Source organism: Kitasatospora sp. NPDC050543 (assembly GCF_044457565.1).
Lineage (GTDB): Bacteria > Actinomycetota > Actinomycetes > Streptomycetales > Streptomycetaceae > Kitasatospora.
Window position 1 is genome coordinate 1 of the sequence record NZ_JBITGZ010000002.1, and the last position, 25407, is coordinate 25407.

Below are 25407 nucleotides of genomic sequence, written 5' to 3' on the forward strand. Positions count from 1 at the left end.
GGCTCCCAGTAGACGACTGGGTTGATAGGCCGGATGTGGAAGCCCTGTAAGGGGTGGAGCTGACCGGTACTAATAGGCCGAGGGCTTGTCCTCAGTTGCTCGCGTCCACTGTGTTGTTCTGAAACAACGACCCCACACCTAAGGCTACGGGTGTGGTGCGGTCGGACAGTTTCATAGTGTTTCGGTGGTCATAGCGTGAGGGAAACGCCCGGTTACATTCCGAACCCGGAAGCTAAGCCTCACAGCGCCGATGGTACTGCAGGGGGGACCCTGTGGGAGAGTAGGACGCCGCCGAACAATCATTCACAGAGAACCCCCACCCGATTCCGGGTGGGGGTTCTCTGCGTTTCTGGGCTCTGCTGCGTGCAGGGGTTCAGAAAGCACCGTCCGGCGCGGAACTGCGGCGCCGCCGGATCTCCGGGCGGCAGTGGGGCGGGTGCCGGATCCGGCCTCGGGATACCTTGCCGACCTGCCATCGGACCGGTTTCTTCCACCGGGTGAACATTCGTTGACCCGGTAGCCCGCCACTGCCAGGCTGTGACACGTGAGCCAATTCGAGCGCCTTGTGGGCCGCCTGCACGTCGATCTGCGACGTCACGCAAGCGCCATCTGTGCTGTCTGCCGCTGACTGACCGGCACCGCTGACCGGCACCTGCGCCGACGCGCAGTCGCGCGCACGCCTCACCGTCTCTGACAGTCGCTCACCAGGCCGCCATGGCCTTGCGCCGGTGCCGGTAGCCGTCCGCGCCCCTTCCCGGCCGCGTCCCGGCATTCCGTCCGCCCGCATGGCACCCCTCCGCTCCGGTCTCCCCCTCCCCGGCCCCTCTCTCCGGTCGCATCGTCGTACCCACACCCAGAACGCGTCCTCGCCCGCCCGTCGGCCCCGCCGGCACGCAGCCCCGCGCTGCGCTGCCATGGCGACCGCACGCGTACGGCGCGCTGCCCGTTCTGGTCGGCGTACCCGGTTGTGGCCGCCTTCGCAAAGGATCTCGCATGTCCGTCGTCGCCTCGCGCCGCCAGTTCCTCGCCCTGACCGCCATCGCTGCTGCCGCCGCTGCCTGCGGCGAGGCCACCGCGTCCGGCGGCGGAGGGGGCGGCGAGACCAGGAGACTCAGATACCAGGGATCGGTCGGGCAGGTGACACTCGCCGAACTCGCCGAGGATCTCGGCTACTTGGGTGATGTGAAGCTTGAGTGGGTCGGCAACACGATCAGCGGTCCGCAGGACATCCAGTCCGCGGCGACCGGCCAGACCGACTTCGGCGGCGCGTTCAACGGGGCCGTGGTCAAGCTGATCGCGGCGGGGGCGCCGGTGAAGGCGGTGATCAGCTACTACGGCGTGGACGCCAGTGTGTTCAGCGGCTTCTACGTGCTGGAGGACAGCCCGATCCGCACCGCGCGGGACCTGATCGGCAAGAAGGTCGGGATGAACACGCTCGGCGCCCACCACGAAGCGGTGCTCGACACCTATCTCCAGCGCAACGGCTTCTCGCCCGCCGAACTGGGCAAGGTCGAGCGGATCGTGGTCCCACCGGTGAACACCGAGCAGTCGCTGCGGCAGAAGCAGATCGAGGTGGCCGTGCTCGGCGGGATCCTGCGGGACAAGGCCCTGGTGACGGGCGGCATCCGGCCGCTGCTGAGCGACTTCGAGCTGCTGGGGGCCTTCAGCGCCGGCTCGTACGTGCTGACCAACAAGTTCCTCAAGCAGAACCCGAACACCTCCAGGACCTTCGTCACCGGTGTGGCCAAGGCCATCGAGTGGGCGAGGACGACACCGCGCGAGGAGGTGATCGCCCGCAGCGTGGAGATCATCAAGAAGCGCGGCCGCAATGAGGACACCTCGGCGCTCCAGTACTGGAAGTCCTTCGGCGTGGCCGAGCCCGGCGGGCGGCTCACGGACGGGACGTTCCAGGTCTGGATCGACTGGCTGACCACGCACGGCGATCTCAAAGCCGGCCAGATCAAGGCCGCAGCACTCTACTCCAACGACTACAACGGCTACAGCGCGGCCGCCGCCTCGCCTGCGGCCAGCGGGAGTTGAGCCCGATGACAGCGCACATCAGCTTTCGCGGGGTCACCAAGACCTTCCCCGTCCGCGGCGGGTCCGGTGGGTCCGGCAGGTCCCGCCGCGCAGGTGAGCCGGGTGGTCGCGGCCGGAGCACCGAGTTCACCGCCCTGGACGGCATCGATCTCGACGTCGGCGCGGGTGAGTTCGTGGCCGTGGTCGGACCGAGCGGCTGCGGCAAATCCACCCTGCTCGACCTGCTCGGCGGACTGGCCGCGCCCACCTCCGGCGAGATCCTGCTCGACGGCCGGCCGGTCACCGGGCCGGGGCTCGATCGCAGCATCGTCTTCCAGCAGTACGCCCTGCTGCCCTGGCGGACGGCTCAGGGCAACGTCGAGTTCGGTTTGGAGGCCACCGGGGTGCCCAGGCGCCAACGGGCGGCCAGGGCGAGGGAGTACCTCTCCCTGGTCGGTCTCGACGGCTTCGAGGAGCGCCACCCACACGAGCTGTCCGGCGGCATGAAGCAGCGCGTGGCGATCGCCCGCAGTCTCGCCTACGACCCCGATGTGCTGCTGATGGACGAGCCGTTCGCGGCGCTCGACGCGCAGACCCGCGAGTCGCTCCAGGACGAGCTGCTGCGGATCTGGCGGCGTACCGGCAAGACCGTCGTGTTCATCACACACGGCATCGAGGAGGCCGTCTACCTCGGCGGCCGGGTCGCCGTGCTCACCTCGCGTCCGGGCCGGGTGAAGGAGGTGGTCCCGATCGAGCTGGGTGAGCGGGCGGCCGGCCGGGACCTGCGCTCCAGCCCCGAGTTCGCCCGCTACCGGCACGAGATCTGGAGCCTGCTGCACGACGAGGTCAGCCGCGCCCAGCAGTTGGAGAGAGAGGTCAGCCAGGTATGAGCACCGATCTGAATCCCGCGCCGTTGGCCGTCCGGGACCGCCCGGTGACGGTGCCCGGGCCGGAGGTGGTGGTGACGGCCGCCCCGCCGCCCCGCACGCGCACCGCGTTCCGCCGGCTGACGGGGCTGTTGCTGGCCGGCGCGGTGAAGTCCGTGGCGGTGCTCGGGCTGTTGCTGCTGTGGGAACTCGCCCCGCGCTTCGCCCTGGTGGACCGCACGTTCCTGCCGCCGTTCTCGGAGGTCATGGCGGCCTGGTTCGAGCTGCTGCGCAGCGGCCAGCTCGCCGACAACGCCGGGGCCAGCCTGACCCGTTCGTTGAGCGGGTTCGGCCTGGCGGTGGTGATCGGGGTGCCGCTCGGTCTGCTGATCGGGTGGTACCGGCCGGTGGCCAACCTGCTGAGCCCCCTGCTGGAGCTGTTCCGGAACACGGCCGCGCTCGCGTTGCTCCCGGTCTTCGTACTGATTCTCGGGATCGGCGAGACATCCAAGATCTCGATCGTGCTGTACGCGTGCCTGTGGCCGATCCTGCTGAACACGATCAGCGCGGTGCGCAGCGTGGATCCGACGCTGATCCGGCTGGCCCGCTCGCTGGATCTGCCGGCGCACCGGCTGTTCCAGAAGGTGATCCTGCCCGCGTCGGTGCCGATCATCTTCACGGGCATCCGGATGGCCGGGGCGTTCTCGATCCTCATCCTGGTGGCCGCCGAGATGGTGGGTGCCAAGGCGGGGCTGGGCTATCTGATCAACGCCTCGCAGTACAACTTCGCCATTCCGCAGATGTACGCGGGCATCGTGACCATCTCCGCGATCGGGGCGGCGTTCAACCTGCTGCTGATCTCGCTGGAACGCCGGTTCACGGCCTGGCGCGCGCCGCTCGGCGGCTGATCGCGCATCGGCCCGATCCGGACCGCACGCCCCACGTCCCCCCATCGCCCCTTCTCCCCATCTCTCCATCCCGCCACATCTGTCTGAAAGGAAGTCCGATGGCCAGCACCTTCGAGATCCGCAAGATCGGCGGCCGGATCGGCGCCGAGATCCTCGGCTTCGACGCCTCCGCCGAGCTCGGCCCCGACACCGTGGGGCGGCTCAACTCCGCGCTGGTGGAGCACAAGGCGCTCTTCTTCCGGGGCCAACACCTGGACGACACGGGTCAGACCCGGTTCGCCGCGTACTTCGGCACGCTCACCACCGCCCACCCGACCGTGCCGGCGCTGGACGGTCGGCCCAACGTCCTGGCAGTGGACAGCGCGGACGGTGGCCGGGCCAACCGGTGGCACACCGACGTCACGTTCGTCCGTACGCCGCCCAAGGCGAGCACGCTGCGCAGCCTGGTCGTCCCGCCGTACGGTGGCAACACGTTGATCGCTAACACACAGACCGCCTACCAGGATCTGCCCGAGCCGTTGCGCGAGCTCGCCGACCGGCTGTGGGCGGTGCACACCAACGCCTTCGACTACGCGGAGGGCAAGCAGCTCGACGAAGCGGAGCAGGAGCGTCGGCGGGTGTTCACCGCGCGCAGGTATCGGACGGCGCATCCGGTGGTGCGGGTGCATCCGGAGAGCGGTGAGCGGGGTCTGTTCATCGGCGGGTTCGCGCAGTCGATCGTCGGCCTGCCGGGTGCGGAGTCCGGCGACCTGCTGCGCAGTCTGCAGGCCTACGTCACCCGGCCGGAGAACGTGGTCCGCTGGCGCTGGGAGGTGGGGGACCTGGTGCTCTTCGACAACCGTGCCACCCAGCACTACGCGCCGGACGACTACGACGACCTGCCGCGGCGGCTGCACCGGGTGACGGTGGCCGGCGATGTGCCGGTGGCGGTCACGGGAGAGCCGAGCTACTCGATCGAGGGCGACGACGCGGCGCACTACACGGGCACACCGGAGCCGGGCGCCGGCTGAGCCACCGGGTGAGGGCCGGCCGGGCCGCCCACCGCGTCACTCGCGGTGGGCGGCCCGGCCGGTGTCTGCGCCGGTGTCTGTGCCGGACCGTCCGATCGGAGGGTGCGGAGGCCGACTACGGGGAGCGCAGGTCGAAGGCGTCGGCCATCGCCCGGTACCCGGTGGCGTTCGGGTGCAGGTGGTCCTCGATGACGAGGTCGGCCCGAGCCCGCTCGGGGCGGTCCGGGGCGGCCAGGACCCGGTCGAAGTCCACGACGGCGTCGTACGTACGTCCTGGATGTCACGGATGGATTTCTTCGTTCGCGGGAGGAGGACCGACCGTTGCCACTCAGGGGCGGAGCGGTGCGCTCGGTCGTCACCGCACTGACGGAACGCGGCAGGACGATGTGACACGGGTGTCCCGGCCTGCGCGGTGGTGGTCGGAGTGCCCCCGTCCCGTCCCGTCGCGTACCGTCCCTCCCGTCCCGTGCTGTAACCGGCGCCGAGGCCAGGGGCGGACAGCACTGCGCCGCGAGCTCCGTCAGGATCTCGCGGCGCAGGGGCAGGTACATGCCTGACAGGTTGGTGCAGAGGCGCTCCGCTGCCGGGCCGGGCTACGCGGCGGCGTACCGTCCGGCGGGCCGGGGCAGGCCGTAGTGCTCGCGCAGGGTGCGCCCGGTGTAGCCCTCCCGGAAGAGACCGCGCTTGCGCAGGATCGGCAGCACCTGCTCGACGAAGTCGGTGAGACCGCCGGGCAGGACCGGCGGCATGATGTTGAAGCCGTCGGCCGCGCCCTGCCCGAACCAGGTCTCGATGTGGTCGGCGAGCTGTTCGGGGGTGCCCACCACCACCTGGTGGCCGCGCCCGCCGCCGAGCCGGCCGACGAGTTGGCGCAGCGTCAGGCGCTCGCGCTCGGCCAGGTCCCGGATCAGTTCGAAGCGGCTCTTGGCGCCGTTGATCTCGGCGAGCGGCGGCAGCGGCGGCAGGGGTTCGTCCAGCGGGTGGTCGGTCAGGTCGACGCCGAGGACGGTGGAGAGCACGCCGACCGCGCGGGCCGGGTTGATGAGCGCGTCCAGTTCCTCGTCCAGGGCCCGCGCCTCGGCCTCGGTCGAGCCGAGCACCGGGACGACCCCGGGGAGGATCTTCACCTGCCAGGGGTGGCGTCCGGCCTCACCCGCCTGCCGCTTGAGGTCGGCGTAGAAGGCCTGGCCCTCCGCCAGGGTCTGCTGCGCGGTGAAGACGGCCTCCGCCCAGCGGGCCGCGAAGGCCTTGCCGTCGGCCGAGGAGCCGGCCTGGACGAGCAGCGGGTGGCCCTGCGGGCTGCGCGGGATGTTCAGCGGGCCGCGTACCTGGAAGTGCTTGCCGACGTGGTCGATGTCGTGGACCTTGGTCTGGTCGGCGAAGGCGCCCCTTGCTCGGTCCAGGAGCAGCGCGCCGTCCTCCCAGCTGTCCCACAGGGCGGTGACGACGTCCAGGAACTCGTCCGCGCGCTCGTACCGGACGGCGTGTTCCTGGTTGGCGGAGCGGCTGAAGTTCTGGGCGGCGCGGTCGCCGGCCGAGGTGACGATGTTCCAGCCGGCCCGGCCGTGGCTGATGTGGTCGAGCGAGGCGAACTGGCGGGCCAGGTTGTAGGGCTCGGTGAAGCCGGTGGAGACGGTGCCGATCAGGCCGATCCGCTCGGTCACCGTGGCGAGCGCGGCCAGCAGGGTGAACGGTTCGAAGTGGCTGGTCAGGCCCCAGCCGCCGTCCGAGCGGGCCTCCACGCCGTCGGCGAGGAACACCGAGTCGAAGGACGCGGCCTCGGCCTGCTGGGCGAGGCGTTGGAAGTGGGCGATGTCGCCGGCCTGTTCCGGGTCGGTACGGGGGTGGCGCCAGGCGGCTTCGTGGTGGCCGACGCCCATCAGGAACAGGTTGAGGTGCAGCCGGCGCTCGCCCGGTTCCCGGGAGTCTTGGCGGTGAGAAGTGGGCATGACGGAACGCTCCAGGCTCGGAAGGCGGGAGAGGAAGGGAGGAAGGGAGGAAGGGGGGAAGGGGGGAGGAGGGGAGAGGGCGGAAGAGGGAGGGGGTGGTGTCGATTCTCCGGAGCCGGCGCGGGCCGGACAATGATTCACCAGGCCGTGGAATTAATGGGGCGTTGACCCGCCGTCATCGTGTGGCCGCCCTGGGCGCGCGGCGGGCGGTCCGCAGGTCCATCGGCCGCTGGTAGACGCAGTCGAGCACCCCGGCGCAGGCCGCCACCGCCAGCACGTCCACCCCGAAGCCGGTGGCGGTGACCAGCTGTTCGGGTTCGGCGTTGGAGCGGGCCCGGATCTGCTCGTACAGGTACGGGCGGAGGTGCGGTGCGACCGTCAGGGCGGCTTCGCTGATCACCAGGACCTCGGGGTTGAGCACGTCGAGCAGCAGGGCGGCGGCGGGGGCGAGCAGCAGCAGGCGTTCCTCGAACAGGCGCAGCGCGGCGGCGTCGCCGCCCCCGGCGAGGGCCAGCAGCAGGTCGAAGTCGGGGGTGGGGATGAGGCCCTGGGCGTGCGCGCGGCGGGCGATGGTGCGTTCGGAGACGGTCGCCTGGAGGCAGCCGGTGCGCCCGCACGGGCACGGCTCGGTGGAGCCGGGCACGGTGAGGTGGCCGATGTCGCCGGCCCGGGAGCGGCGTCCGCGCAGGACGCTGCCGCCGGTGGCGATGGCGGCGTCGACGACGTTCCCGACGAAGAGCTGCACCAGTTCGGTGGAGCCGCTGCCCGCGCCGAGGAGCAGCTCGGCCTGGGCCAGCGCGCGGGCGTGGCTGTCCACGTGCACGGGCAGCCGGGTGGCGTCCGAGAGCACCTCACGTACCGGTACGTCGTGCCAGCCCAGCGGGCCGTGCTCGATGACGACGCCGTGCTCGGAGTCCACCCAGCCGCCGGTGACCACGCCGAGGCCGAGCGGGGAGCGGCCGCCGGCCCGCCGGGTGAGGAAGCCCGGCAGGTGGTCGCGGATGGTGGCGAGGACGGCCGGGGCGTCGCCGCGCCGCGGGAGGCGTTCGTGTGCCACGACGCGTCCGCGCAGGTCGAGCAGGGCGAAGGTCAGCCAGGGGACGCCGATGTGCACCCCGCAGGCCAGGTGGTGGCGGGTGTCGATGTCCAGCGGCAGTTGCGGCCGCCCCGCGCGGGGTGGTCCGTCGGGTGCCGGGAGTTCGCGCAGCAGGCCCAGGCCGCCGAGGTCGGCGGTGTGGCGGGAGACGGCCGCCGGGCTGAGGGCGGTGGCCCGGCCGAGGGCGGCGCGGGTGAGCGGGCCGCCGGCCAGGACGGCGCGCAGGACGGCGCCGGCCCCGCCGCCCTCGGCGGGCGGCGCCGTCCGGCCGGGCGCGGGCGGTGCGACCAGGGAGAGCATGCGCTCGATGCTCCCAGCGGCGTGTTGCACCGGCGTGGCGGTGGCATGAAAGCAGGGGGTGAAGGGGCCCGGCGGCCGGCGGGCGCCCCGTCAATATGCCGCTAAAACTGCCTTGCGGGCCCCCTGATCTGCGGCGGATCGGCCGTCACGCCGTAGTCTCAAAGGGGGCGAGCGGGTGTTCGGGGGGTCGCCCCCCGGCGGAACCTGATCAAGAATGGTGCACATGGGACGCGGCAGGCTGCGGATCTACCTCGGGGCGGCTCCCGGGGTCGGAAAGACGTACGCCATGCTCGCCGAGGCTCACCGCAGGCGTGAGCGGGGCACCGACGTGGTGGTCGGTTTCGTGGAGCACCACGGCCGGGTGCACACCTCGGAGCTGATAGCCGGGCTGGAGGTGGTGCCGCGCCGCGAGCTGTGGCACCGGGACGCGCGGTTCACCGAGATGGACCTGGACGCGGTGCTGGCCCGCCGCCCGCAGGTCGCCCTGGTGGACGAGCTCGCCCACACCAACGTCCCCGGCTGCCGCAACGTCAAGCGCTGGCAGGACGTGGAGGAGCTGCTGGCGGCCGGGATCGACGTGATCTCCACCGTGAACATCCAGCACCTGGAGTCGCTGGGGGACGTGGTCGAGGGCATCACGGGGGTGCGCCAGCGCGAGACCGTCCCCGACGAGGTGGTCCGCCGGGCCGACCAGATCGAGCTGGTCGACATGTCCCCGCAGGCGCTGCGCCGTCGCCTGGCGCACGGCAACGTGTACGCGCCGGAGAAGATCGACGCGGCGCTCTCCAACTACTTCCGTCCCGGCAACCTCACCGCGCTGCGCGAGCTGGCACTGCTCTGGACAGCCGACCGGGTCGACGAGTACCTCCAGACGTACCGCGCCGAGCAGGGCATACAGCGCACCTGGCAGGCGCGCGAGCGGATCGTGGTGGGGCTCACCGGTGGCCCCGAGGGCGCCACGCTGATCCGCCGCGCCGCCCGGATCGCGGCCCGCGGCTCCGGCGGCGAACTGCTCGCCGTGCACATCTCGCGCTCCGACGGCCTGACCGGATCGGGCTCGGGCTCCCCGCAGACGCTGATCGAGCAGCGGGCGCTGGTGGAGAGCCTGGGCGGAAGCTTCCACACCGTGCTCGGTGACGACCCGGCGACCGGGCTGCTGGACTTCGCCCGCGGCGTCAACGCCACCCAGATCGTGCTCGGCACCAGCCGCCGCCGGGCCTGGCAGTACATCTACGGGCCCGGCGTGGGCGTCACCGTCACCCGCGACTCGGGTGACATAGACGTCCACATGGTGACCCATGAGCACGCCGCCAAGGGGCGCGGGCGGATCCCGGTCCGCAGGGTGACCGACCTGGGCCGCCCGCGGGCGGTCGCCGGGTGGCTGATCGGGGTGGGCGGCCCGCCGCTGCTGGCGCTGCTGCTCACCCATGTGAACGGTCTCGGGCTCTCCACCGACATGCTGCTCTTCCTGTCGGTGACGGTCTGCGCCGCGCTGATCGGCGGCCTGTACCCGGCCGTCGCCTCGGCGCTGGTCGCCTCCTCGGCGCTGAACTACTACTTCACACCGCCGCTGCACACCTTCACGATCTCCGAGCCGCAGAACATCCTGGCCGTGGCCATCTTCACCACCGTAGCCATCGCCGTCGCCTCGGTGGTGGACCTCGCCGCCCGGCGCACCCAGCAGGCGGCCCGAAGCCAGGCCGAGGCGCAGACGCTCAGCGCCCTCGCCGGGACGGTGCTGCGCGGCGCGCCGACCGGCGAGGGCGTGCTCACCGCCCTGCTGGAGCAGGTCCGCGAGACCTTCCAGCAGGACTCCGCCGCCCTGCTGGAGCGCGCCGACGAGCGCTCGCCCTGGCGCTGCACCGCCGCCAGCGGCCCGCAGCCGCCGGGCCGGCCGGAGGAGGCGGACGTCGACGTACCGGTGGGCGACAACCTGGCGCTCGTCCTGGCCGGGCGGGTGCTGCCCGCCGAGGACCGCCGCCTGCTCAGCGCCTTCGCCGCGCAGGCCGCCGTCCTGCTGGAGCGCCGCCGGCTGGCGGGGGAGGCCGCGGCCGCCCGCCGGGAGGCGGAGGGCAACCGGATCCGTACCGCGCTGCTGGCCGCCGTCTCGCACGACCTGCGCACCCCGCTGGCCGGCATCAAGGCCTCGGTCAGTTCGCTGCGCTCCGAGGACGTGGAGTGGGACGAGGCGGACGAGGCCGAGCTGCTGGCCGGTATCGAGGCCGGTGCCGACCGGCTGGACCACCTGATCAACAACCTGCTGGACATGAGCCGGCTGCAGACGGGCACCGTCACCCCGCTGATCCAGGAGACCGACCTGGACGAGGTGGTCCCGTTCGCCCTGGGCGGGGTGCCGCTGGAGGCGGTGAGGCTGGACGTCCCGGAGAGCCTGCCGATGATCCGCGCGGACGCCGGCCTGCTGGAGCGCTCGCTCGCCAACCTGATCGAGAACGCCGTCAAGTACAGCCCGGACGGCGTGAAGGTCCTGGTCAAGGCGGACGCGCTGGCGCCGGCGCGCGGCTCGCTGGGCGCGCCCCGGGACGGCGGCGGGCGGGTGGAGCTGCGGATCGTCGACCGTGGCCCCGGCGTCCCCGAGGAGGCCAAGGAGCGGATCTTCGCGCCGTTCCAGCGATACGGGGACGCACCGCGCGGCGCCGGCGTGGGCCTGGGTCTCGCGGTGGCGCGCGGCTTCGTCGAGGCGATGCACGGCAGCGTGGTCGCCGAGGACACCCCCGGTGGTGGCCTGACCATGGTCGTCACCCTCCCCGCCGTGGACCGGCCGCCCGAGGCCGCTCCCGGACCGGCGCCCGGGCCCGCGCCCGCCGCCTCACCCGCATGAACCCAACCACCCCGAAAGGCGGAGCCCGTATGACCCGGGTCCTCGTCGTGGACGACGAACCGCAGATCGTCCGCGCCCTGGTGATCAACCTCAAGGCCCGAAAGTACGAGGTCGACGCGGCCCACGACGGCGCGAGCGCCCTGGAGCTGGCCGCTGCCAGGCACCCCGACGTGGTCGTCCTCGACCTCGGCCTGCCCGACATGGACGGCGTCGAGGTGATCAAGGGCCTGCGGGGCTGGACCCGGGTGCCGATCATCGTGCTGTCCGCCCGGCACGCCTCCGACGAGAAGGTCGAGGCCCTGGACGCCGGCGCCGACGACTACGTCACCAAGCCGTTCGGCATGGACGAGCTGCTCGCCCGGATGCGGGCCGCGGTGCGGCGCGCCGAACCCGTCAGCGGTGAGGACGACTCGCTGGTGGTCACCGACAGCTTCACCGTCGACCTCGCGGCGAAGAAGGTCAACCGGGACGGCACCGACGTCCGGCTCACCCCGACCGAGTGGCACCTGCTGGAGGTGCTGGTCCGCAACGCCGGGCGGCTGGTGAGCCAGACCCAGCTGCTCCAGGAGGTCTGGGGGCCGGCCTACCGCACGGAGACCAACTACCTGCGGGTCTACCTGGCGCAGCTGCGCCGCAAGCTGGAGGCGGACCCCTCGCACCCGCGGCACTTCATCACCGAGCCGGGGATGGGCTACCGCTTCGAGGGGTGAGAGGTGGGGGCGGGGGTCGTGCGCCTGACGTAGGGGAGCCTGAAACCGGTACCCTTCCGACATGAGTGGTGACAACAGCAGCGACCAGCCGCAGGGCCGCTTCCGCCGAATGCTCAGCCGGTTGACCTCCTCCTCCGAGGAGCTCCAGGCCGAGGAACTGCGGCAGGAGAGCGCGGCTGAATCGGGCTGCACACCGATAGCCAGCTGCGGAGACCGCCAACTGGTCACCGTCGCCGGCACCCTGCGTACCGTGACCCTCCGACCACGGGCCGGAGTGCCCGCCCTGGAGGCGGAGCTCTTCGACGGCACCGAGGCCCTGGACATGGTCTGGCTCGGCCGGCGCTCGATCGCCGGTATCGAACCGGGCCGCAGGCTGGTGGCCAGCGGCCGGATCGGCCATGCACGCGGGCGCCGCGTGCTGTTCAACCCCCGCTACGAGCTGCGTCCGGTAGGACACGGGAGCGAATGAGCGTGAGCAACCTGCCCGGCGGCGAATCGGCCGCCCAGCTCGACCTGGCCAAGCCGGCCGAGCAGCCCGCCCGGACGAGTGCCCCGGAGAGCGCCGAGGAGGTCGCCGCCCGGGAGGCCGCCGCATCCCGGGAGGCCGCGGAGACCGTCATGCAGGCCTTCGGCGGCGTCCGGGGCATGATCGACATGACCCTGCCCGGCCTGGTCTTCATCATCGCGTTCAACATCACCCACCAGGTCTCCACCGCGGCGTGGTCCGCGCTGGGCCTGAGTGCGCTGTTCGTCGTGGCCCGGCTGGCCAAGCGGGAGACGATCCAGCACGCCTTCAGCGGCGTCTTCGGCGTCGCGATCGGTGCCTGGATCTCGATGAAGACGGGCAAGGCGGAGAACTTCTACCTGCCCGGCCTGCTGTGGAACGTCGGCTACTGCGTGGGCCTGGCGGTCTCCGCGCTGGTCCGCTGGCCGCTGATCGGCCTGATGCTGGGCCCGGTCACCGGCGAGATGTTCACCTGGCGCAAGGAGAACCCGGGCCGGCTGGCCGCGTACGTCAAGGCCACCTGGGCCTGGGTGGTCATCATGGGCATCAAGCCGGTGATTCTCTTCCCGCTGTACTTCACCGGCAACGTCAACCTGCTGGGCTGGCTCAAGGTGGCGCTCGGCATCCCGCCGATGCTGCTGGCCATGTACGTGACCTGGCAGATTCTGCTGAAGGCGCCGCCACCGATCAAGGCGGTCGTCGAGGACGAGTAGCGTCCTCAGCCACCCAGCCACCCAGCCACCGGGCCACCGGCACGGCGCAGAGCGACGCGGCAGGGGCCGTACCCGCACGGGTACGGCCCCTGCCGCGTGTTGCGGCCCCCGGGACTACTGGGCGCCGGAGCCCGGCGAGAGCAGGTCCTCCAGCTCCTCCTCGCGCTCCTGCGCGGCCACGAAGAGCAGCTCGTCGCCGCCCTCCAGGGTGTCGTCCTTGCCCGGCACCAGCACCCGGCCCTCGCGGATGATCGTCACCAGCGCGGTGTCGGCCGGCCAGGCGACGTCCCCGACCCGGGTGCCGACCAGCTCGGTGTCCCCGGCCAGGGTCAACTCCACCAGGTTGGCGTTGCCCTGGCTGAAGCGCATCAGCCGGACCAGGTCGCCGACGCTGACGGCCTCCTCGACCAGGGCGGACATCAGACGCGGGGTGGAGACCGCGACGTCCACGCCCCAGGACTCGTTGAAGAGCCACTCGTTCTTCGGGTTGTTCACCCGGGCGACCACCCGGGGCACGCCGTACTCGGTCTTCGCCAGCAGCGAGACGACCAGGTTGACCTTGTCGTCACCGGTCGCGGCGATCACCACGTGGCAGCGCTGCAGCGCGGCCTCGTCCAGCGAGGTGATCTCGCAGGCGTCGGCCAGCAGCCACTCGGCCATCGGTACCCGCTCCACCGAGATGGAGTTCGGGTTCTTGTCGATCAGCAGTACCTCGTGGCCGTTCTCCAGCAGCTCGCCCGCGATCGAGCGGCCGACGGCTCCGGCACCGGCAATTGCGACCCGCATCAGTGACCCTCTTCCTTCGGCCCCTGCGCGAACGCGGCCTCCACGGCGGTCACGTCGGAGCGGCGCAGGGTGACGTGCACCAGGTCGCCCTCCTGGACCACCATCTGCGGCGTGGGCAGGATGCCCTCGCCGAGCCGGGTGACGAACGACACGCGGGCGCCGGAGGCCTCCTCCAGGGCGCTCAGCCGGTGTCCGACCCACTCGGGCGCGTACGCGACCTCGGCGAGCTGGACGCTGCCGCTCGGGTCCTGCCAGAGCGGCTCGGCGCCGCCGGGCAGCAGCCGGCGCAGCATCTGGTCGGCCGTCCAGCGGACGGTCGCGACGGTGGGGATGCCCAGGCGCTGGTAGACCTCGGCGCGGCGGGGGTCGTAGATCCGGGCCGCGACGTTCTCCACACCGAAGTTCTCCCGGGCGACCCGGGCGGCGATGATGTTGGAGTTGTCACCGCTGCTGACCGCCGCGAACGCGCCAGCCTCCTCGATGCCCGCCTCGCGGAGGGTGTCCTGGTCGAAGCCGACGCCGGTCACCCGTCGTCCGTTGAACCCGGCACCGAGCCGGCGGAACGCCGTCGGGTCCTGGTCGACCACGGCCACCGAGTGGCCCTGTTTCTCCAACGCTCTGGCGAGGGCCGAACCCACGCGGCCGCAGCCCATGATGACGATGTGCACTGGGCGCTACCTCACCCGGTCCGTTGGGGTCTTGACCTGCGCAAACACCGCTCGTCATCCTTCCGCACCCCGCTGCTGGGGGTGAGCGTCCTCGTAGGGGCCTCGCATCGCAACTGGAGTGTTGCCCGCAAGCTCGTCATCCGACACGCTAGCCGGTCTCCCGAACACAGTCGCGACGAAGGGGGGGCCGTAAGTCGGAGCGACGAGGAACTACCCCTACGATTCCTTAACGTGCCTATGCCGACAGACCTTCCGAAACGCATCCTGATCGGGCGCGCGCTGCGCAGCGACAAGCTCGGGGAGACCCTGCTCCCCAAGCGCATCGCGCTGCCCGTGTTCGCCTCGGACGCACTCTCCTCGGTCGCCTACGCGCCCGAGGAGATCCTGCTGACCCTCTCCCTGGCGGGCGCCTCGGCGATCCACTTCTCCTGGCAGATCGGGGTAGTGGTCGCCATCGTGATGCTCGCGGTGGTCGCCTCCTACCGGCAGAACGTGCACGCCTACCCGAGCGGCGGCGGCGACTACGAGGTCGCCACCGTGAACCACGGCCCGAACTCCGGGCTGGTGGTCGCCAGCGCCCTGCTCGTCGACTACATCCTGACCGTCGCGGTGTCCACCACCTCCGGCGTGGCCAACGTGGTCTCGGCGGTGCCCGCGCTGCGCGGGCACGAGCTGGGCCTGTCGGTCACCCTGGTGATCGTCCTGATGGGCATGAACCTGCGCGGCGTGCGCGAGTCCGGGACGGCCTTCGCCGTGCCGACGTACGCCTTCATGGTCGGTGTCATCGGCATGGTCGGCTACGGCTTCGTGCGGCACTTCGTCTTCGGCGCGGAGATGCCCGCCGAGAGTGCCGGGTACCACCTGCTGCCCACGGCCGGCAACGAGTCGCTGGCCGGCTTCGCGATGGTGTTCCTGCTGCTCAAGGCGTTCTCCTCGGGCTGTGCGGCACTGACCGGCGTCGAGGCGATCAGCAACGGTGTGCCGGCCTTCCGCAAGCCCAAGAGCAAGAACGCCGCGACCACGCTGCTGCTGATGGCCTCCATCGCGGTGGTGATGTTCATGGGCATCATCTACCTGGCCCACCTGACCGGTGTGCAGATGGCCGAGGAGCCGGCCCAGCAGCTGGCCGGGGCGCCCGCCGACTACCACCAGAAGACCGCGCTGGCGCAGATCAGCGAGGCCGTCTTCAGCAACTTCACGCCGGGCTTCTTCTTCATCGCCGCCGTCACCGGCCTGATCCTGGTGCTCGCCGCGAACACCGCGTTCAACGGCTTCCCGGTGCTCGGCTCGATCCTCGCCCAGGACCGCTACCTGCCGCGCCAGCTGCACACCCGCGGTGACCGGCTGGCGTTCTCCAACGGCATCATCCTGCTGGCGCTGGCCGCGATCCTGTTCATCGTCGCCTTCGACGCCGACCCGACCCGGCTGATCCAGCTCTACATCGTCGGCGTCTTCGTCTCCTTCAACATGAGCCAGTCCGGCATGATCCGGCACTGGACCCGGCTGCTGCGCACCGAGACCGACCCGGGCAGGCGCGCCCACATGCAGCGCAGCCGGGCGATCAACACCTTCGGCCTGGTGATGACCATGGCGGTGCTGATCGTGGTGCTGGCCACCAAGATCAGCCACGCCTGGATCGCCATCGCGACGATGGTCGTGCTGTTCGTGATGATGAAGGCGATCCGCCGGCACTACGACCGGGTCTCGCGCGAGCTGGTCGCCGCCGAGGAGCCCGACGACGTGGTGCTGCCCACCCGGGTGCACGCCATCGTGCTGGTCTCCAAGCTGCACAAGCCCGCCCTGCGGGCCCTCGCCTACGCCAGGCTGGCCCGCGCCCACACGCTGGAGGCCGTCACCGTCAACGTCGACAAGGCCGACACCGAGGCGCTGCGCGAGGAGTGGGACGAGCGCGGCATCGAGGTGCCGCTGAAGGTGCTGGACTCGCCGTTCCGCGAGATCACCGGGCCGGTCCTCGACTACGTCAAGAACCTGCGCCGCAGCAGCCCGCGTGACGTCGTCTCGGTCTACATCCCGGAGTACGTGGTCGGCCACTGGTACGAGCACCTGCTGCACAACCAGAGCGCGCTGCGGCTCAAGGGGCGCCTGCTGTTCAAGCCCGGCGTCATGGTCACTTCCGTACCCTGGCAGCTGGAGTCGTCCGAGCGGCGCAAGCCGCAGAAGGCCTGGTCCGCCCCCGGTGCGGTCCGACGCGGTGAGCCTCGGCAGCCGAAGGCCGTAAAGTCGAATGTCTCAGGCTCGTCCGGCTCCTCCGACGCGACCGCCGCCTCCGCTGACTCCGGCAAGGACACCACTCCGTGACCCGCAACACCCCGCCCCGTTCCAACGGCAAGTCGGGCCAGCCCCGCAAGGGCGCCAAGCCCGGCCAGGTCGCCAGGCCGCGCTGGGGCGCCAAGCCCGCGCGGCCTGCCGCCACCGACCGTGACGGCTTCACGGCGCAGACCGCGCCGCTGGCGCCGGGTGAGGCCACCGCGCCCCGGGCCGAGCAGCCGCCGCGCGGCGACCGGCCGCAGAGCGACCGGCCGCGGGCCGAGAAGCAGCGGGCCGACAAGCCCGGGGCCGATCGGGCGCGCGCCGGGCGGCCCGCCGGCTCGGGCGCGCCGAAGGACGGCGGGGCCCGGCCGCGCAAGCAGGCCGTCCGCCCGCCCAAGGCGCTGCGTACCGCCGGCGCGCCCCGGCCCGCCAAGCCCGAGCCGGCCCCCCGGGGTCCGGGCGGCGACCCGCTGGTCGGCGAGCGCTACGAGGTCGAGGTCGGCCCGGTCGCACACGGCGGCGGGCACTGCGTGGCCCGGCACGAGGGCCGGGTGCTGTTCGTCCGGCACGCCCTGCCGGGCGAGAAGGTGATCGCCCTGGTCACCGAGGGCACCACCAAGTCCCGCTTCCTGCGCGCCGACGCCGTGGAGATCCTGGAGCCCGCCAAGGACCGGATCGCCCCGCCGTGCCCGTTCGCCGGCCCCGGCAAGTGCGGCGGCTGCGACTGGCAGCACGTCACCCCGGGCGGGCAGCGCAAGCTCAAGGTGGCGGTGCTCACCGAGCAGCTCGCCAAGCTGGCCGGCCTCACCCCCGCCGAGGCGGGCTGGGACGGCAGCGTCGAGCCGGTCGGCGGCAAACTCCCGGCGGGCGAGGTGCCGGCCTGGCGCACCCGCGTGCAGTACACGGTCGACCCGGGCACCGGAAAGGTCGGCCTGCGCAAGCACCGCTCGCACGACGTCCAGCCGATCGACCGCTGCCTGATCGCCGCGCCCGGCGTGACCGAGCTCGGCATCGAGTCGCGTGAGTGGCCGGGCGTCGCCTCGGTCGACGCGATCGCCGCCACCGGCTCCTCGGACCGCCAGGTGGTCCTGGTCCCGGCGGACGGCGCCCAGCTGCCGATCGTCGAGCTGGACAAGCCGGTCTCGATCTCCCGGATCGACGAGCACGACAACTTCCACCGGGTGCACGGGCGCACCTTCGTCCGCGAGGTGGCCGCCGGCCGTACCTGGCGGGTCAGCAACGGCGGCTTCTGGCAGATCCACCCCGAGGCCCCGGACACCCTGGTCGACGCGGTCCTGGACGGCCTGGACCCGCAGTGGGGCGAGAACGCCCTCGACCTGTACTGCGGTGTGGGCCTGTTCGCCGGCGCCCTGGCCGACCGGGTCGGCGAGGACGGCGCGGTCCTCGGCATCGAGTCCGGCAAGCAGGCCGTCCTCGACGCCCGGCACAACCTGGCCGCGCTGGAGAACGTCCGGATCGAGTGCGACAAGGTCGAGGCGCTGCTCCCGCGCACCGGGATCACCGCCACCGACCTGATCGTCCTGGACCCGCCGCGGGCGGGCGCCGGGCGCGAGACGGTGGCGCACCTGGTGGGCCTGGAGGCCCGCCGGATCGCGTACGTCGCCTGCGACCCGGCCGCGCTCGCCCGGGACCTGGCCTTCTTCCGTGAGGGCGGCTACCGACCGGTCTCGCTGCGCGCCTTCGACCTGTTCCCGATGACCCACCACTTCGAGTGCGTGGCCATCCTGGAGCCGATCGCGGCGTAGCCGGCCTGGTCGGCGGTGGACTTACGGCGGGCGGTGCGCGGGTTCATCCCGTGCACCGCCTTCGTGGTTTGCCGCGTTGCGCCCGCGTTGTTCCCGCGTCGGACCGCCGCGCGGGCCGGCGGGGGCCGGGCTCAGTGCCGGTTGCCGACGGCGAAGAGCAGGATCACGAAGCCGGCGAAGAGGTGGGTGCCGGCGATGTAGATCGAGGCGCGGATCAGCATCGCCTTGCGGCGGCTCTTCTCGTCCTTGGTGGCGTCGCTCATGGGTGGTCCGGTCCTCTTCGGGGCTGGCTGGCTGGTGGCCGGCAGGCGGGGGCGGTTGACCGGCTGCGCCGGGGCGTGGCGGGCGGGGCCGTCGCGCTCACCCGGCGGCCGTGTGGACGGCGTCGCCGCGCAGCTCGTCCAGCAGCTCACCCTGGTCGGTGATCATCTCGGTGAGGATGCCGCGGGCCGCGCGCAGCAGCTCCGCCACGTCGGGGGTGCTGAGGGCGTAGACGACCGTGTTGCCCTCGCGGGTGGCCGTCACCAGCTGGGTGCGGCGCAGGACGGCGAGCTGCTGGGAGAGGCTGGAGGCCTCGATGTCGATCTCGGCGAGGAGTTCGCGTACCGGGCGGGGGCCGTCCTGGAGCAGCTCCAGCACTCTTATCCGGGCGGGGTGCCCGAGTGTGCGGAAGAATTCCGCCTTGGCCTGGTACAGCGGGACCGCCATCGTCAGTCCTCTCCCTTCTCCTCTTCGAGGCTGTGCGGCAGCTCGATACCGTGCCCGGAGGCCAGACGCAGCAGCCCTGCCACCCGGCCCTCGTAGGCCTGGACGCCGTCGGCGTCCCCGGCCGCCCTGGCCGCCGCGAGCTCCGCGCGGGCCCGCGCGAGCTGCTTGCGAAGCTCCTGACCGAACATGTCCGTCATCGTCGACCTCCACACCGGGTGGCGCGTTCCAGGGCGCGGCGCGTTCCAGGTCAACAGCATCTATGGAGATGAAGAGTTCTTCAAGTCGTTGAAACGGCCGGGCCCGGCCACGGCCCGGTTCAGCGCGTCGTGGTCGGGCCCGGCGGGGCTGTGCGTGGCGTCACGACCTCCAGTGCGGGTCGCGCCCGCTCGTGGCCAGTGCCCGTTCGATGCTGGAGGCCGAGTCCGGCAGCGGGACGGGCGCGGCGAAGCCCTCGTACCGACGGTACGTCTCGGCGTGCTCCCCGACGGTCGCGAGGATCAGTTCGGCGAGCCCCTGCGAGCAGTGGAACTCCTGCCCGGTGGCCCGCGCGACGTCCCAGCCGTGCAGCACCGTCTCGGTGAGGAGCAGCGCGACGACCGAGGGTACGGGCAGCAGCGTGCCGCCGAGGTCGATCTCGCCCTCCCACACGGCCGGCTCCGACCAGGCGTCGACGGCACGGCGGAGCTGGGCGGCGTACGCCTCGGCCCAGTCGGGTGCGTCGGTGAAGTCCCGCCCGGTCAGTGCCTCGGGCAGCTGCGTGCGCCGGGCGCGGTGTTCCAGGCCGTGCGAGGTGTAGAGGATCCAGTGGTTCAGCAGTGCCCGGGTGTCGAACTCCTTGCACGGTGTCGGCGCCGGGAGCTGTTCGGCGGTGACACCCCGAGCGACGCGGGCCGCTTCCTCCGCGCTTTCGATCAGGTACGGGTACAGGTTCTTCATGCCGTCACGCTAGGAGGAGCCTGCCACCGCGGTCTTGAACAAACGCGACAGTGTGCGGCGCTAGCCTGGGGGCGTGATCAACCCGGAGATCGGGCGCGGGGTGCTGTACCCCGGCGCGCAGGCGGAGATCAGCAGCCTGACCAGGATCGAGCCCGCAGCGGGGCTGGCCCGTCTGGTGGAGTTCTACTGGCTGGTCCGCTGGGAGCTGCCGAGCGCGGCGGCCTACGAGACGAAGGTGCTGTCGCACCCCAACGTCCATCTGGTGTTCGAGGAGCCGAGGCCGCTGCTGTACGGGGTGGACCGGGGTCTGTTCGTACGTCGGCTGGAGGGGGCGGGCCGGGTGCTGGGGGTCAAGTTCCGCCCGGGCTGCTTCCGTCCCTTCGCCGCCGGGCCCGTGCTGCGCTTCGCCGACCGGCGGGTGCCCGCTGCCGAGGTGCTCGGCCCGGCGGTGGACGAGGTCGGCCGGGCCGTTCTCGCGGCCGACGACGACGGCGCGATCGTCCGGCCGGTCGACGCCTTCCTGCTCTCCCTGCTGCCCGCGCCGGATCCGATCGCCGAGCAGATCGCGGTGATGGTCGAGCGGATCGCCGCCGAGCCCGAGCTGGTGCGGGTCGATCAGGTCGCCGATCGGTTCGGCATCTCCGTCCGCCGGCTTCAGCGGCTGTTCGCCGAGTACGTCGGGGCGAGTCCCAAGTGGGTGCTGCGCCGGTCCCGCCTGCACGAGGCCGCGACCCGCGCGGACAGCGGCGACGGCGTCGACTGGGCGGCCCTGGCCGCCGAGCTGGGGTACGCGGACCAGGCGCACCTGACCCGCGACTTCACGGCCGTGGTCGGCGAGCCGCCGACGCGGTACGCGAGCGGTGGCGGGCGGCGCTGAGGCGGCGTGGTGTCCGCACCGAGCGGGGCCCCTCGCGCGTCAGCGGCTCACTGCCGCGGCCTGCACCGTGCCGCCGGGGAGCTTTGAGCCGTCGGCCGTGGTCAGCGTGCACATCACATACCGGAACCCTTTGTTCCAGCTGTCCTCGTCGTTCGTCCAGGATCCGAGGTCGTGGCCGTCGTGCTGGTAGGCCGCGTACTCCTGCGTGCAGAGTTTGTACGCGTCCGCCTCGCTCGCCGACTGGTAGGTCACGCCCGCGGGTGGCAGGACGAAGCCCAGGACCTGCTCCTGGTGCGGCACGTTGCAGTCGGCGAGGATGAGGCTGACGCTGTTCCCCTGCTGGTTCTGCGTGTCGATGCAGTCGCCGATCGACGTGTCGGCCAGGTAGATCTCCTGGCCGGTCCGGCGGAAGGTGCCCACCGGCCCCACGACTCCGGTGGACTTGCCGAACACCAGGCAGGGCATGGCGCGCACGCCGCTGTCCCAGCCCTGCTTGCTCGGCGGAACGGCATACGACTGGGCGTCCGCCAGCGCCTGGACGGTGGCCCGGAGCCGCGCATCGCAGATGGCGCTGCCGTTCTGCGTCGCGTCGTCCAGGGAGCTCACGTCGGCCGTGTCGACCACCTGACCGTCCGGGTTGTCCTTGACGCAGTCCAGGAGGCCGAGCTTGGGCAGCCCTTGGAACTTCGCGCCGTTCCACACGGCGGAGACGCAGTCGCCACGCTTCAGTTCCTGCTGCAGGCCCACGGCCTCCCCGTACGGCGGTACCGGGCCGGTCGAAGCCGTGGGCGAGGACGCGGCCGTGCCCGTGGTCGGGGGCGAGGACGTGTCCGAGCCGCCGAGCAGGGTCGCCCCTGCCCAGAGGGCGCCGCCCAGGACCAGTGCGGCGGCCACGACGATGGCCGCGGTACGGCCGGCCGGGATCCTGCGACGGGGTTCGGGTTCCGGTGGGCCCGGCGCGGGAGGCCGCTGCTGGACGGTCGGAGGTGGCGGAGGCGGAGGGGGCGTGGGGGTCACCACCGTCGGGGCGGGCTCGGGTGCCGCGGTGATCCCGGCGAGCTTCTCAGCCGCCTCCTCACCCGTCATGCGCTCCGCCGGGTCCTTGGCCAGCAGGCCCTGGAGGACGGGTACCAGGGGCCCCGTGACGTGGGCCGGCAGCCGAGGTTCCTCGAACAGCAGTGCGGTCAGGGCGGCGGCCTCGCTCTCCGCGTCGAAGGGGCCCTTGCCCGCGACCGCGAAGTACAGCGTGGCTCCGAGGGAGAACAGGTCGGACTCCGGGCTCGGCTCCGCGCCGCGCGCCCGTTCCGGGGCCAGGTAGCCGGGGGTCCCCACGATCCCGGAAGCCGAGGTGAGCCGCGGCTCACCCGAGGCCGGCTCCAGCGCGATGCCGTAGTCGGCCAGCAGCACCCCTCCCCCCTCCGCGGGGCGCGAGGTCCGCGGAGGGGGGTTCGTCAGCAGGATGTTGGCCGGCTTGACGTCCCGGTGCAGGATGCCGAGCCGGTGGCCCTCCGTCAGGGCATCGAGGACGGCCAGACCGATGCGCGCGACCTCCGGCGGCGGCAGCGGCCCGTGCTCGTGCACGACGGCCTCCAGGTCCGTCGCGCCGGGCACGTACTCCATGACGATCCACGGCAGGCCGTTCTCCTCGACGATGTCGTGCACCGTGGCGACATGCGGATGGGTCCGCAGCCTGGCGGCGTGCCGCGCCTCACTGCGGGCCCTGGCGACGCGCGCGCTCATCTCCCGCTCCGGCAGGCCCGGCGGGACGTCGATCTCCTTGAGTGCGACATCGCAGGCCAGCACCTCGTCATGGGCGAGCCAGACCCGCCCCATGCCCCCGGCGCCGAGCCGCCGCACCAGGGTGTAGCGCCCTGCGACCACCCGTCCGGCATCGTTCCCGGCTCCTGTCATGGGCAACAACGTAGGGTGCTCGAAATATCGGGGCAAATGGTGCATGGCGACCAGGTGACAACCCTGAGCGGCCGGCGGTGGCCCCGCTCGCTTCGGATGGCGCTCTCTCGGTCGGCCTCCGCTTCGCCCCCGTCGAGGCGAGGTGAAGCACTGCGAAGCGGCGGGGTGCGGGTGCGGGTTCGGGTTCGGGGTGTTTCGACACTGAAACCTCCGGTGCCGTCCGACAGCCGGCCAGGGGTGTCGGACGGCACGAATGACTTCAGTCGCCGAGCCGTTGACCTGGGAGCTGAAACCTTTCGTGCGGTGGATCTTGTGGCTTCCACCGCACGAAAGATTTCAGTGCGCACATGGTCATCTGAGGCAGGTAGTCAGCAGTCACGTTCGGTAATCGGCACGGCAGCCCTGGACGGGCGCCCTCCCGCCCTATCTGGGCTGAGCCGCGTGGGCCCCGACGTACGTCCGCGATGCTCACCACTCGGGAGGATTAACCTTGGTCCGTGCTGTTGACCTACGTTGACGAGAGCTACTCGGACACCGCGTACTACATCGCGGCCCTCCTGTGTCCTGACACCGAGGCGATCTCACTCGCCAAGGCTCTCGACAAGGTGGTCGCCGAGGCGGCGTGCTCCTACGACGTCCCCACAGGAGCCGAACTCCACGGCCACGACATCTTCCAGGCCAAGGGTCACTGGAAGAAGATGGGACCGCTGGTCCGAGCGAGGATTGGCGTCTACAACGGCGCCTTCCAGGCCGTAGCCGACCACGACGTAAAGATCATTATCCGCGGCGTCGACCTTGCTGGCCTCCAGAGGCGCTATGGCGATAACCATGACGCGCCTCACTCGATTGTTCTCACCCACCTGCTTGAGCGAGTCGAGGAGTACGCGCGTTCCAAAAACGAGTTCGCCTTGATGATCGCCGACGAGGTCCCCGGGCAGGACGGCTATCGCGATGAGCTGGCCTACTACAAGTCTGTGGGGACATGGGGCTATCGCGCGAAGCAGCTCACGCGCATCGTCGACACCATGCACTTTGCGCCGTCCCGGGCGAGCAGACTGGTGCAAGCTGCGGATCTCATCGCGTACCTCCACCGGCGTATCAGCAGCCAGTCGGACGTCGATGATCGCGCAAGGCGGGCCAACGAGAAGTTGTGGGAGCGAATCCAGCCGAAGGTCCAGCACAGCTTGACCTGGTACCCCTAGACGCACAAAGGCCCCGTCGCGTGGACGGGGCCTAGGGCTCACCGGAAGACTATGACGTCTCCCTGGCTCTAAGTTTAGCGATTTGCTGCTCGGTGGGAACAGCGGACAGCGTGTCCTGAGCCACTTTTGAGCCATCTGGACTATGCCTCACGGGGGCGCTGACCTGGCGCTTTAGTCCGTGATCACCTGTGGATTCCAAGCGAGGCTTCAGCTGGCGGCCGTCTCTCCGTCGTCAGGGTCGCTCGACACGATGGGCGGCTGGGGCTCCTCGTGCCATGAGGTGTCGTAGGTGGTCTGAGCGTTCTCGTTGATCACGATGCTGCTCATGAGCTTGCGGTCGACGGCTTCGGCGCCGGTCATGACGGCTTCGGCGGCAGACTCCCGGATCAGTTCGGCGAGCGAGCTGATGTTGCCTCCGGTGCGCTGGTGGAGGTACTTCCAGGCTCGCTTGAGAGTGCCGGGCTGGTGCCGGTAGAGCACGAGGGCGTCCTCCATCGACGCGATGACGCTGACCCAGTCAGCCTTGTCCTGCCGCGTCTCGATGGAGAACGGCTCGATGTGGAGCAGGGTGTTGCGGCCGGAGGTCTGGGTGACGCGGGAACCGCCGGCGCCTTCCAGGAACAGCCCGGAGTGCTTGAGGTCGACCCCGGTGTAGATGAAGGTGGCCGCGGTGTGGTTGGCGATGAACTTCAGGTGGTCGTTGACGACCTTGCCTTCCCTGAGCGAAAGGTCCATGAAGTGGGCGTCGTCGATGATCACCAGCTCCACGCCGCAGCGGCGCATCTCGTCCAGGAGCCGGTTGGTGATGGTGCTCTTGGTCGCGCCCGAGCGGTACCCCATGCCCATGTAGTCGGCCAGCGCGATGGACAGGTCCTTCGGGGTGGCCTGGGAGGGGATGTTGACGTACACGACGGGCGTGTAGTCGATCGAGCGGTTGTCGACGCGGTAGCTGCGTTCGAAGCGCTCGGGGAACTCCTGACGCAGGCTGTGCTCGAAGTCGTAGCCGAACATCTTGACCAGGGTGGACTTGCCCAAGGTGGCGGGGCCGTCGAGGACGATTCCGCGGCGGGCTCCGGCCGGCTGGTGGGCGTTGGTGACCATCCGGCGGCGGATCTGGTGGTGGATGGCTTCCATCTTGGCGGTGCGGACGATCACCAGGGCACTGTGGTGGGCGTTGCGGGCCTTGTTGTGGAGGCTCTTCTCCCGGGCGCTGAGCTGCTCATACAGCTCCAGGGAGAGCTTCTCGGGCTTGAGGGGCGGCTCGAAGTCGAGGTACGCGCGCCATTCCTCCTTCGTGCGGGGCTCGGAGAGGCCCGGGTGCTCGAAGTAGTGAGGTTCGTCGTCGGGGAAGGCTATGGCGGTCACGT

General features: G+C 71.3%; 24 protein-coding genes and 2 rRNA genes. 15 read left to right on the forward strand and 11 right to left on the reverse strand.

Annotated features, from left to right (window positions below; all coding sequences use genetic code 11):
• The 7 genes from ACIBH3_RS02320 to ACIBH3_RS02350 form a co-directional block, all read left to right on the forward strand.
• Positions 1-93, forward strand: a 23S ribosomal RNA gene (locus ACIBH3_RS02320); the annotation flags it as partial.
• A gap of 87 nt (positions 94-180) precedes the next feature.
• Positions 181-297: ribosomal RNA gene (gene rrf / locus ACIBH3_RS02325) — 5S ribosomal RNA — on the forward strand.
• Positions 298-544: 247 nt separating this feature from the next.
• The gene (locus ACIBH3_RS02330) at positions 545-628 is read left to right on the forward strand and encodes a putative leader peptide (protein WP_396310341.1); all 84 of its coding nucleotides are present in this window, start codon (positions 545-547) and stop codon (positions 626-628) included.
• A 365-nt stretch (positions 629-993) separates the two neighbouring features.
• Positions 994-2040, forward strand: a complete 1047-nt coding sequence (locus tag ACIBH3_RS02335) for an ABC transporter substrate-binding protein (RefSeq protein WP_396309958.1) — start codon at positions 994-996, stop codon at positions 2038-2040.
• 5 nt (positions 2041-2045) lie between these two features.
• Complete coding sequence (locus tag ACIBH3_RS02340) at positions 2046-2909, forward strand: ABC transporter ATP-binding protein (protein WP_396309959.1); 864 nt, start codon at positions 2046-2048, stop codon at positions 2907-2909.
• The gene (locus tag ACIBH3_RS02345; RefSeq protein WP_396309960.1) at positions 2906-3793 is read left to right on the forward strand and encodes an ABC transporter permease; all 888 of its coding nucleotides are present in this window, start codon (positions 2906-2908) and stop codon (positions 3791-3793) included. Before ACIBH3_RS02340 ends, ACIBH3_RS02345 begins: the two co-directional genes overlap by 4 nt.
• 98 nt (positions 3794-3891) lie before the next feature.
• Complete coding sequence (locus ACIBH3_RS02350) at positions 3892-4803, forward strand: TauD/TfdA dioxygenase family protein (protein ID WP_396309961.1); 912 nt, start codon at positions 3892-3894, stop codon at positions 4801-4803.
• 115 nt (positions 4804-4918) lie between these two features.
• Here ACIBH3_RS02350 and ACIBH3_RS02355 read toward each other — a convergent pair whose 3' ends face one another.
• From ACIBH3_RS02355 to ACIBH3_RS02365, 3 genes are all read right to left on the reverse strand, one after another.
• Positions 4919-5056, reverse strand: a complete 138-nt coding sequence (locus ACIBH3_RS02355) for a hypothetical protein (RefSeq protein WP_396309962.1) — start codon at positions 5054-5056, stop codon at positions 4919-4921.
• Positions 5057-5396: 340 nt separating this feature from the next.
• A complete protein-coding gene (locus ACIBH3_RS02360) occupies positions 5397-6752 on the reverse strand; it encodes an LLM class flavin-dependent oxidoreductase (protein WP_396309963.1) in 1356 nt (451 codons plus the stop codon).
• A 175-nt stretch (positions 6753-6927) separates the two neighbouring features.
• Positions 6928-8148 carry an ROK family protein gene (locus tag ACIBH3_RS02365; protein WP_396309964.1) on the reverse strand — a complete coding sequence of 407 codons (1221 nt, stop codon included), beginning with the start codon at positions 8146-8148 and terminating at the stop codon, positions 6928-6930.
• Between the two features lie 223 nt (positions 8149-8371).
• On the opposite strand from ACIBH3_RS02365, the gene ACIBH3_RS02370 reads away from it, so the two are divergent.
• From ACIBH3_RS02370 to ACIBH3_RS02385, 4 genes are all read left to right on the forward strand, one after another.
• A complete protein-coding gene (locus ACIBH3_RS02370) occupies positions 8372-10987 on the forward strand; it encodes a DUF4118 domain-containing protein (protein WP_396309965.1) in 2616 nt (871 codons plus the stop codon).
• Between the two features lie 29 nt (positions 10988-11016).
• Positions 11017-11697: a response regulator gene (locus ACIBH3_RS02375; RefSeq protein WP_396309966.1), complete on the forward strand. Its 681-nt coding sequence runs from the start codon at positions 11017-11019 to the stop codon at positions 11695-11697.
• Positions 11698-11758: 61 nt separating this feature from the next.
• The gene (locus tag ACIBH3_RS02380; RefSeq protein WP_396309967.1) at positions 11759-12166 is read left to right on the forward strand and encodes an OB-fold nucleic acid binding domain-containing protein; all 408 of its coding nucleotides are present in this window, start codon (positions 11759-11761) and stop codon (positions 12164-12166) included.
• Positions 12163-12915 carry a DUF3159 domain-containing protein gene (locus ACIBH3_RS02385; RefSeq protein ID WP_396309968.1) on the forward strand — a complete coding sequence of 251 codons (753 nt, stop codon included), beginning with the start codon at positions 12163-12165 and terminating at the stop codon, positions 12913-12915. Before ACIBH3_RS02380 ends, ACIBH3_RS02385 begins: the two co-directional genes overlap by 4 nt.
• Before the next feature lie 114 nt (positions 12916-13029).
• Here ACIBH3_RS02385 and ACIBH3_RS02390 read toward each other — a convergent pair whose 3' ends face one another.
• Together ACIBH3_RS02390 and ACIBH3_RS02395 are read right to left on the reverse strand one after the other, a co-directional pair.
• The gene (locus ACIBH3_RS02390; protein WP_396309969.1) at positions 13030-13701 is read right to left on the reverse strand and encodes a potassium channel family protein; all 672 of its coding nucleotides are present in this window, start codon (positions 13699-13701) and stop codon (positions 13030-13032) included.
• Positions 13701-14369 carry a potassium channel family protein gene (locus tag ACIBH3_RS02395; protein WP_396309970.1) on the reverse strand — a complete coding sequence of 223 codons (669 nt, stop codon included), beginning with the start codon at positions 14367-14369 and terminating at the stop codon, positions 13701-13703. The genes ACIBH3_RS02390 and ACIBH3_RS02395 overlap by 1 nt, the downstream gene beginning before the upstream one ends.
• 237 nt (positions 14370-14606) lie before the next feature.
• On the opposite strand from ACIBH3_RS02395, the gene ACIBH3_RS02400 reads away from it, so the two are divergent.
• Together ACIBH3_RS02400 and ACIBH3_RS02405 are read left to right on the forward strand one after the other, a co-directional pair.
• Complete coding sequence (locus ACIBH3_RS02400; RefSeq protein WP_396310342.1) at positions 14607-16688, forward strand: APC family permease; 2082 nt, start codon at positions 14607-14609, stop codon at positions 16686-16688.
• A 422-nt stretch (positions 16689-17110) separates the two neighbouring features.
• Entirely contained in the window at positions 17111-18406 is a 1296-nt protein-coding gene (locus ACIBH3_RS02405; RefSeq protein ID WP_396310343.1) for a class I SAM-dependent RNA methyltransferase, read from the forward strand.
• A gap of 131 nt (positions 18407-18537) precedes the next feature.
• Here ACIBH3_RS02405 and ACIBH3_RS02410 read toward each other — a convergent pair whose 3' ends face one another.
• From ACIBH3_RS02410 to ACIBH3_RS02425, 4 genes are all read right to left on the reverse strand, one after another.
• Positions 18538-18669, reverse strand: a complete 132-nt coding sequence (locus ACIBH3_RS02410) for a DUF6126 family protein (protein WP_396309971.1) — start codon at positions 18667-18669, stop codon at positions 18538-18540.
• A gap of 97 nt (positions 18670-18766) precedes the next feature.
• On the reverse strand, positions 18767-19114 hold the full coding sequence (locus ACIBH3_RS02415; RefSeq protein ID WP_396309972.1) for an ArsR/SmtB family transcription factor: 348 nt from the start codon (positions 19112-19114) through the stop codon (positions 18767-18769).
• 2 nt (positions 19115-19116) lie between these two features.
• Positions 19117-19311 carry a hypothetical protein gene (locus ACIBH3_RS02420; RefSeq protein ID WP_396309973.1) on the reverse strand — a complete coding sequence of 65 codons (195 nt, stop codon included), beginning with the start codon at positions 19309-19311 and terminating at the stop codon, positions 19117-19119.
• 160 nt (positions 19312-19471) lie between these two features.
• On the reverse strand, positions 19472-20050 hold the full coding sequence (locus tag ACIBH3_RS02425; protein WP_396309974.1) for a TIGR03086 family metal-binding protein: 579 nt from the start codon (positions 20048-20050) through the stop codon (positions 19472-19474).
• A 73-nt stretch (positions 20051-20123) separates the two neighbouring features.
• Here ACIBH3_RS02425 and ACIBH3_RS02430 point away from each other — a divergent pair, with 73 nt between their 5' ends.
• Positions 20124-20927, forward strand: a complete 804-nt coding sequence (locus tag ACIBH3_RS02430; RefSeq protein ID WP_396309975.1) for a DUF6597 domain-containing transcriptional factor — start codon at positions 20124-20126, stop codon at positions 20925-20927.
• Positions 20928-20966: 39 nt separating this feature from the next.
• Here ACIBH3_RS02430 and ACIBH3_RS02435 read toward each other — a convergent pair whose 3' ends face one another.
• Positions 20967-22838, reverse strand: a complete 1872-nt coding sequence (locus tag ACIBH3_RS02435) for a protein kinase (RefSeq protein ID WP_396309976.1) — start codon at positions 22836-22838, stop codon at positions 20967-20969.
• A gap of 497 nt (positions 22839-23335) precedes the next feature.
• Here ACIBH3_RS02435 and ACIBH3_RS02440 point away from each other — a divergent pair, with 497 nt between their 5' ends.
• Entirely contained in the window at positions 23336-24040 is a 705-nt protein-coding gene (locus tag ACIBH3_RS02440) for a DUF3800 domain-containing protein (RefSeq protein ID WP_396309977.1), read from the forward strand.
• 207 nt (positions 24041-24247) lie between these two features.
• Here the strand turns inward: ACIBH3_RS02440 and ACIBH3_RS02445 are convergent, their stop codons facing one another.
• Positions 24248-25405 carry a TniB family NTP-binding protein gene (locus ACIBH3_RS02445; RefSeq protein WP_396309978.1) on the reverse strand — a complete coding sequence of 386 codons (1158 nt, stop codon included), beginning with the start codon at positions 25403-25405 and terminating at the stop codon, positions 24248-24250.
• Positions 25406-25407 lie beyond the last annotated feature (2 nt).

Excerpts from the sequence above, each read along its gene's own strand:
- ACIBH3_RS02335 (WP_396309958.1), top strand. The coding sequence starts at position 994 with ATGTCCGTCGTCGCCTCGCGCCGCCAGTTCCTCGCCCTGACCGCCATC.
- ACIBH3_RS02340 (WP_396309959.1), top strand. The coding sequence starts at position 2,046 with ATGACAGCGCACATCAGCTTTCGCGGGGTCACCAAGACCTTCCCCGTC.
- ACIBH3_RS02345 (WP_396309960.1), top strand. The coding sequence starts at position 2,906 with ATGAGCACCGATCTGAATCCCGCGCCGTTGGCCGTCCGGGACCGCCCG.
- ACIBH3_RS02350 (WP_396309961.1), top strand. The coding sequence starts at position 3,892 with ATGGCCAGCACCTTCGAGATCCGCAAGATCGGCGGCCGGATCGGCGCC.
- ACIBH3_RS02360 (WP_396309963.1), bottom strand. The coding sequence starts at position 6,752 with ATGCCCACTTCTCACCGCCAAGACTCCCGGGAACCGGGCGAGCGCCGG.
- ACIBH3_RS02365 (WP_396309964.1), bottom strand. The coding sequence starts at position 8,148 with ATGCTCTCCCTGGTCGCACCGCCCGCGCCCGGCCGGACGGCGCCGCCC.
- ACIBH3_RS02370 (WP_396309965.1), top strand. The coding sequence starts at position 8,372 with ATGGGACGCGGCAGGCTGCGGATCTACCTCGGGGCGGCTCCCGGGGTC.
- ACIBH3_RS02375 (WP_396309966.1), top strand. The coding sequence starts at position 11,017 with ATGACCCGGGTCCTCGTCGTGGACGACGAACCGCAGATCGTCCGCGCC.
- ACIBH3_RS02380 (WP_396309967.1), top strand. The coding sequence starts at position 11,759 with ATGAGTGGTGACAACAGCAGCGACCAGCCGCAGGGCCGCTTCCGCCGA.
- ACIBH3_RS02385 (WP_396309968.1), top strand. The coding sequence starts at position 12,163 with ATGAGCGTGAGCAACCTGCCCGGCGGCGAATCGGCCGCCCAGCTCGAC.
- ACIBH3_RS02390 (WP_396309969.1), bottom strand. The coding sequence starts at position 13,701 with ATGCGGGTCGCAATTGCCGGTGCCGGAGCCGTCGGCCGCTCGATCGCG.
- ACIBH3_RS02400 (WP_396310342.1), top strand. The coding sequence starts at position 14,607 with ATGCCGACAGACCTTCCGAAACGCATCCTGATCGGGCGCGCGCTGCGC.
- ACIBH3_RS02410 (WP_396309971.1), bottom strand. The coding sequence starts at position 18,669 with ATGAGCGACGCCACCAAGGACGAGAAGAGCCGCCGCAAGGCGATGCTG.
- ACIBH3_RS02415 (WP_396309972.1), bottom strand. The coding sequence starts at position 19,114 with ATGGCGGTCCCGCTGTACCAGGCCAAGGCGGAATTCTTCCGCACACTC.
- ACIBH3_RS02420 (WP_396309973.1), bottom strand. The coding sequence starts at position 19,311 with ATGACGGACATGTTCGGTCAGGAGCTTCGCAAGCAGCTCGCGCGGGCC.
- ACIBH3_RS02425 (WP_396309974.1), bottom strand. The coding sequence starts at position 20,050 with ATGAAGAACCTGTACCCGTACCTGATCGAAAGCGCGGAGGAAGCGGCC.
- ACIBH3_RS02435 (WP_396309976.1), bottom strand. The coding sequence starts at position 22,838 with ATGACAGGAGCCGGGAACGATGCCGGACGGGTGGTCGCAGGGCGCTAC.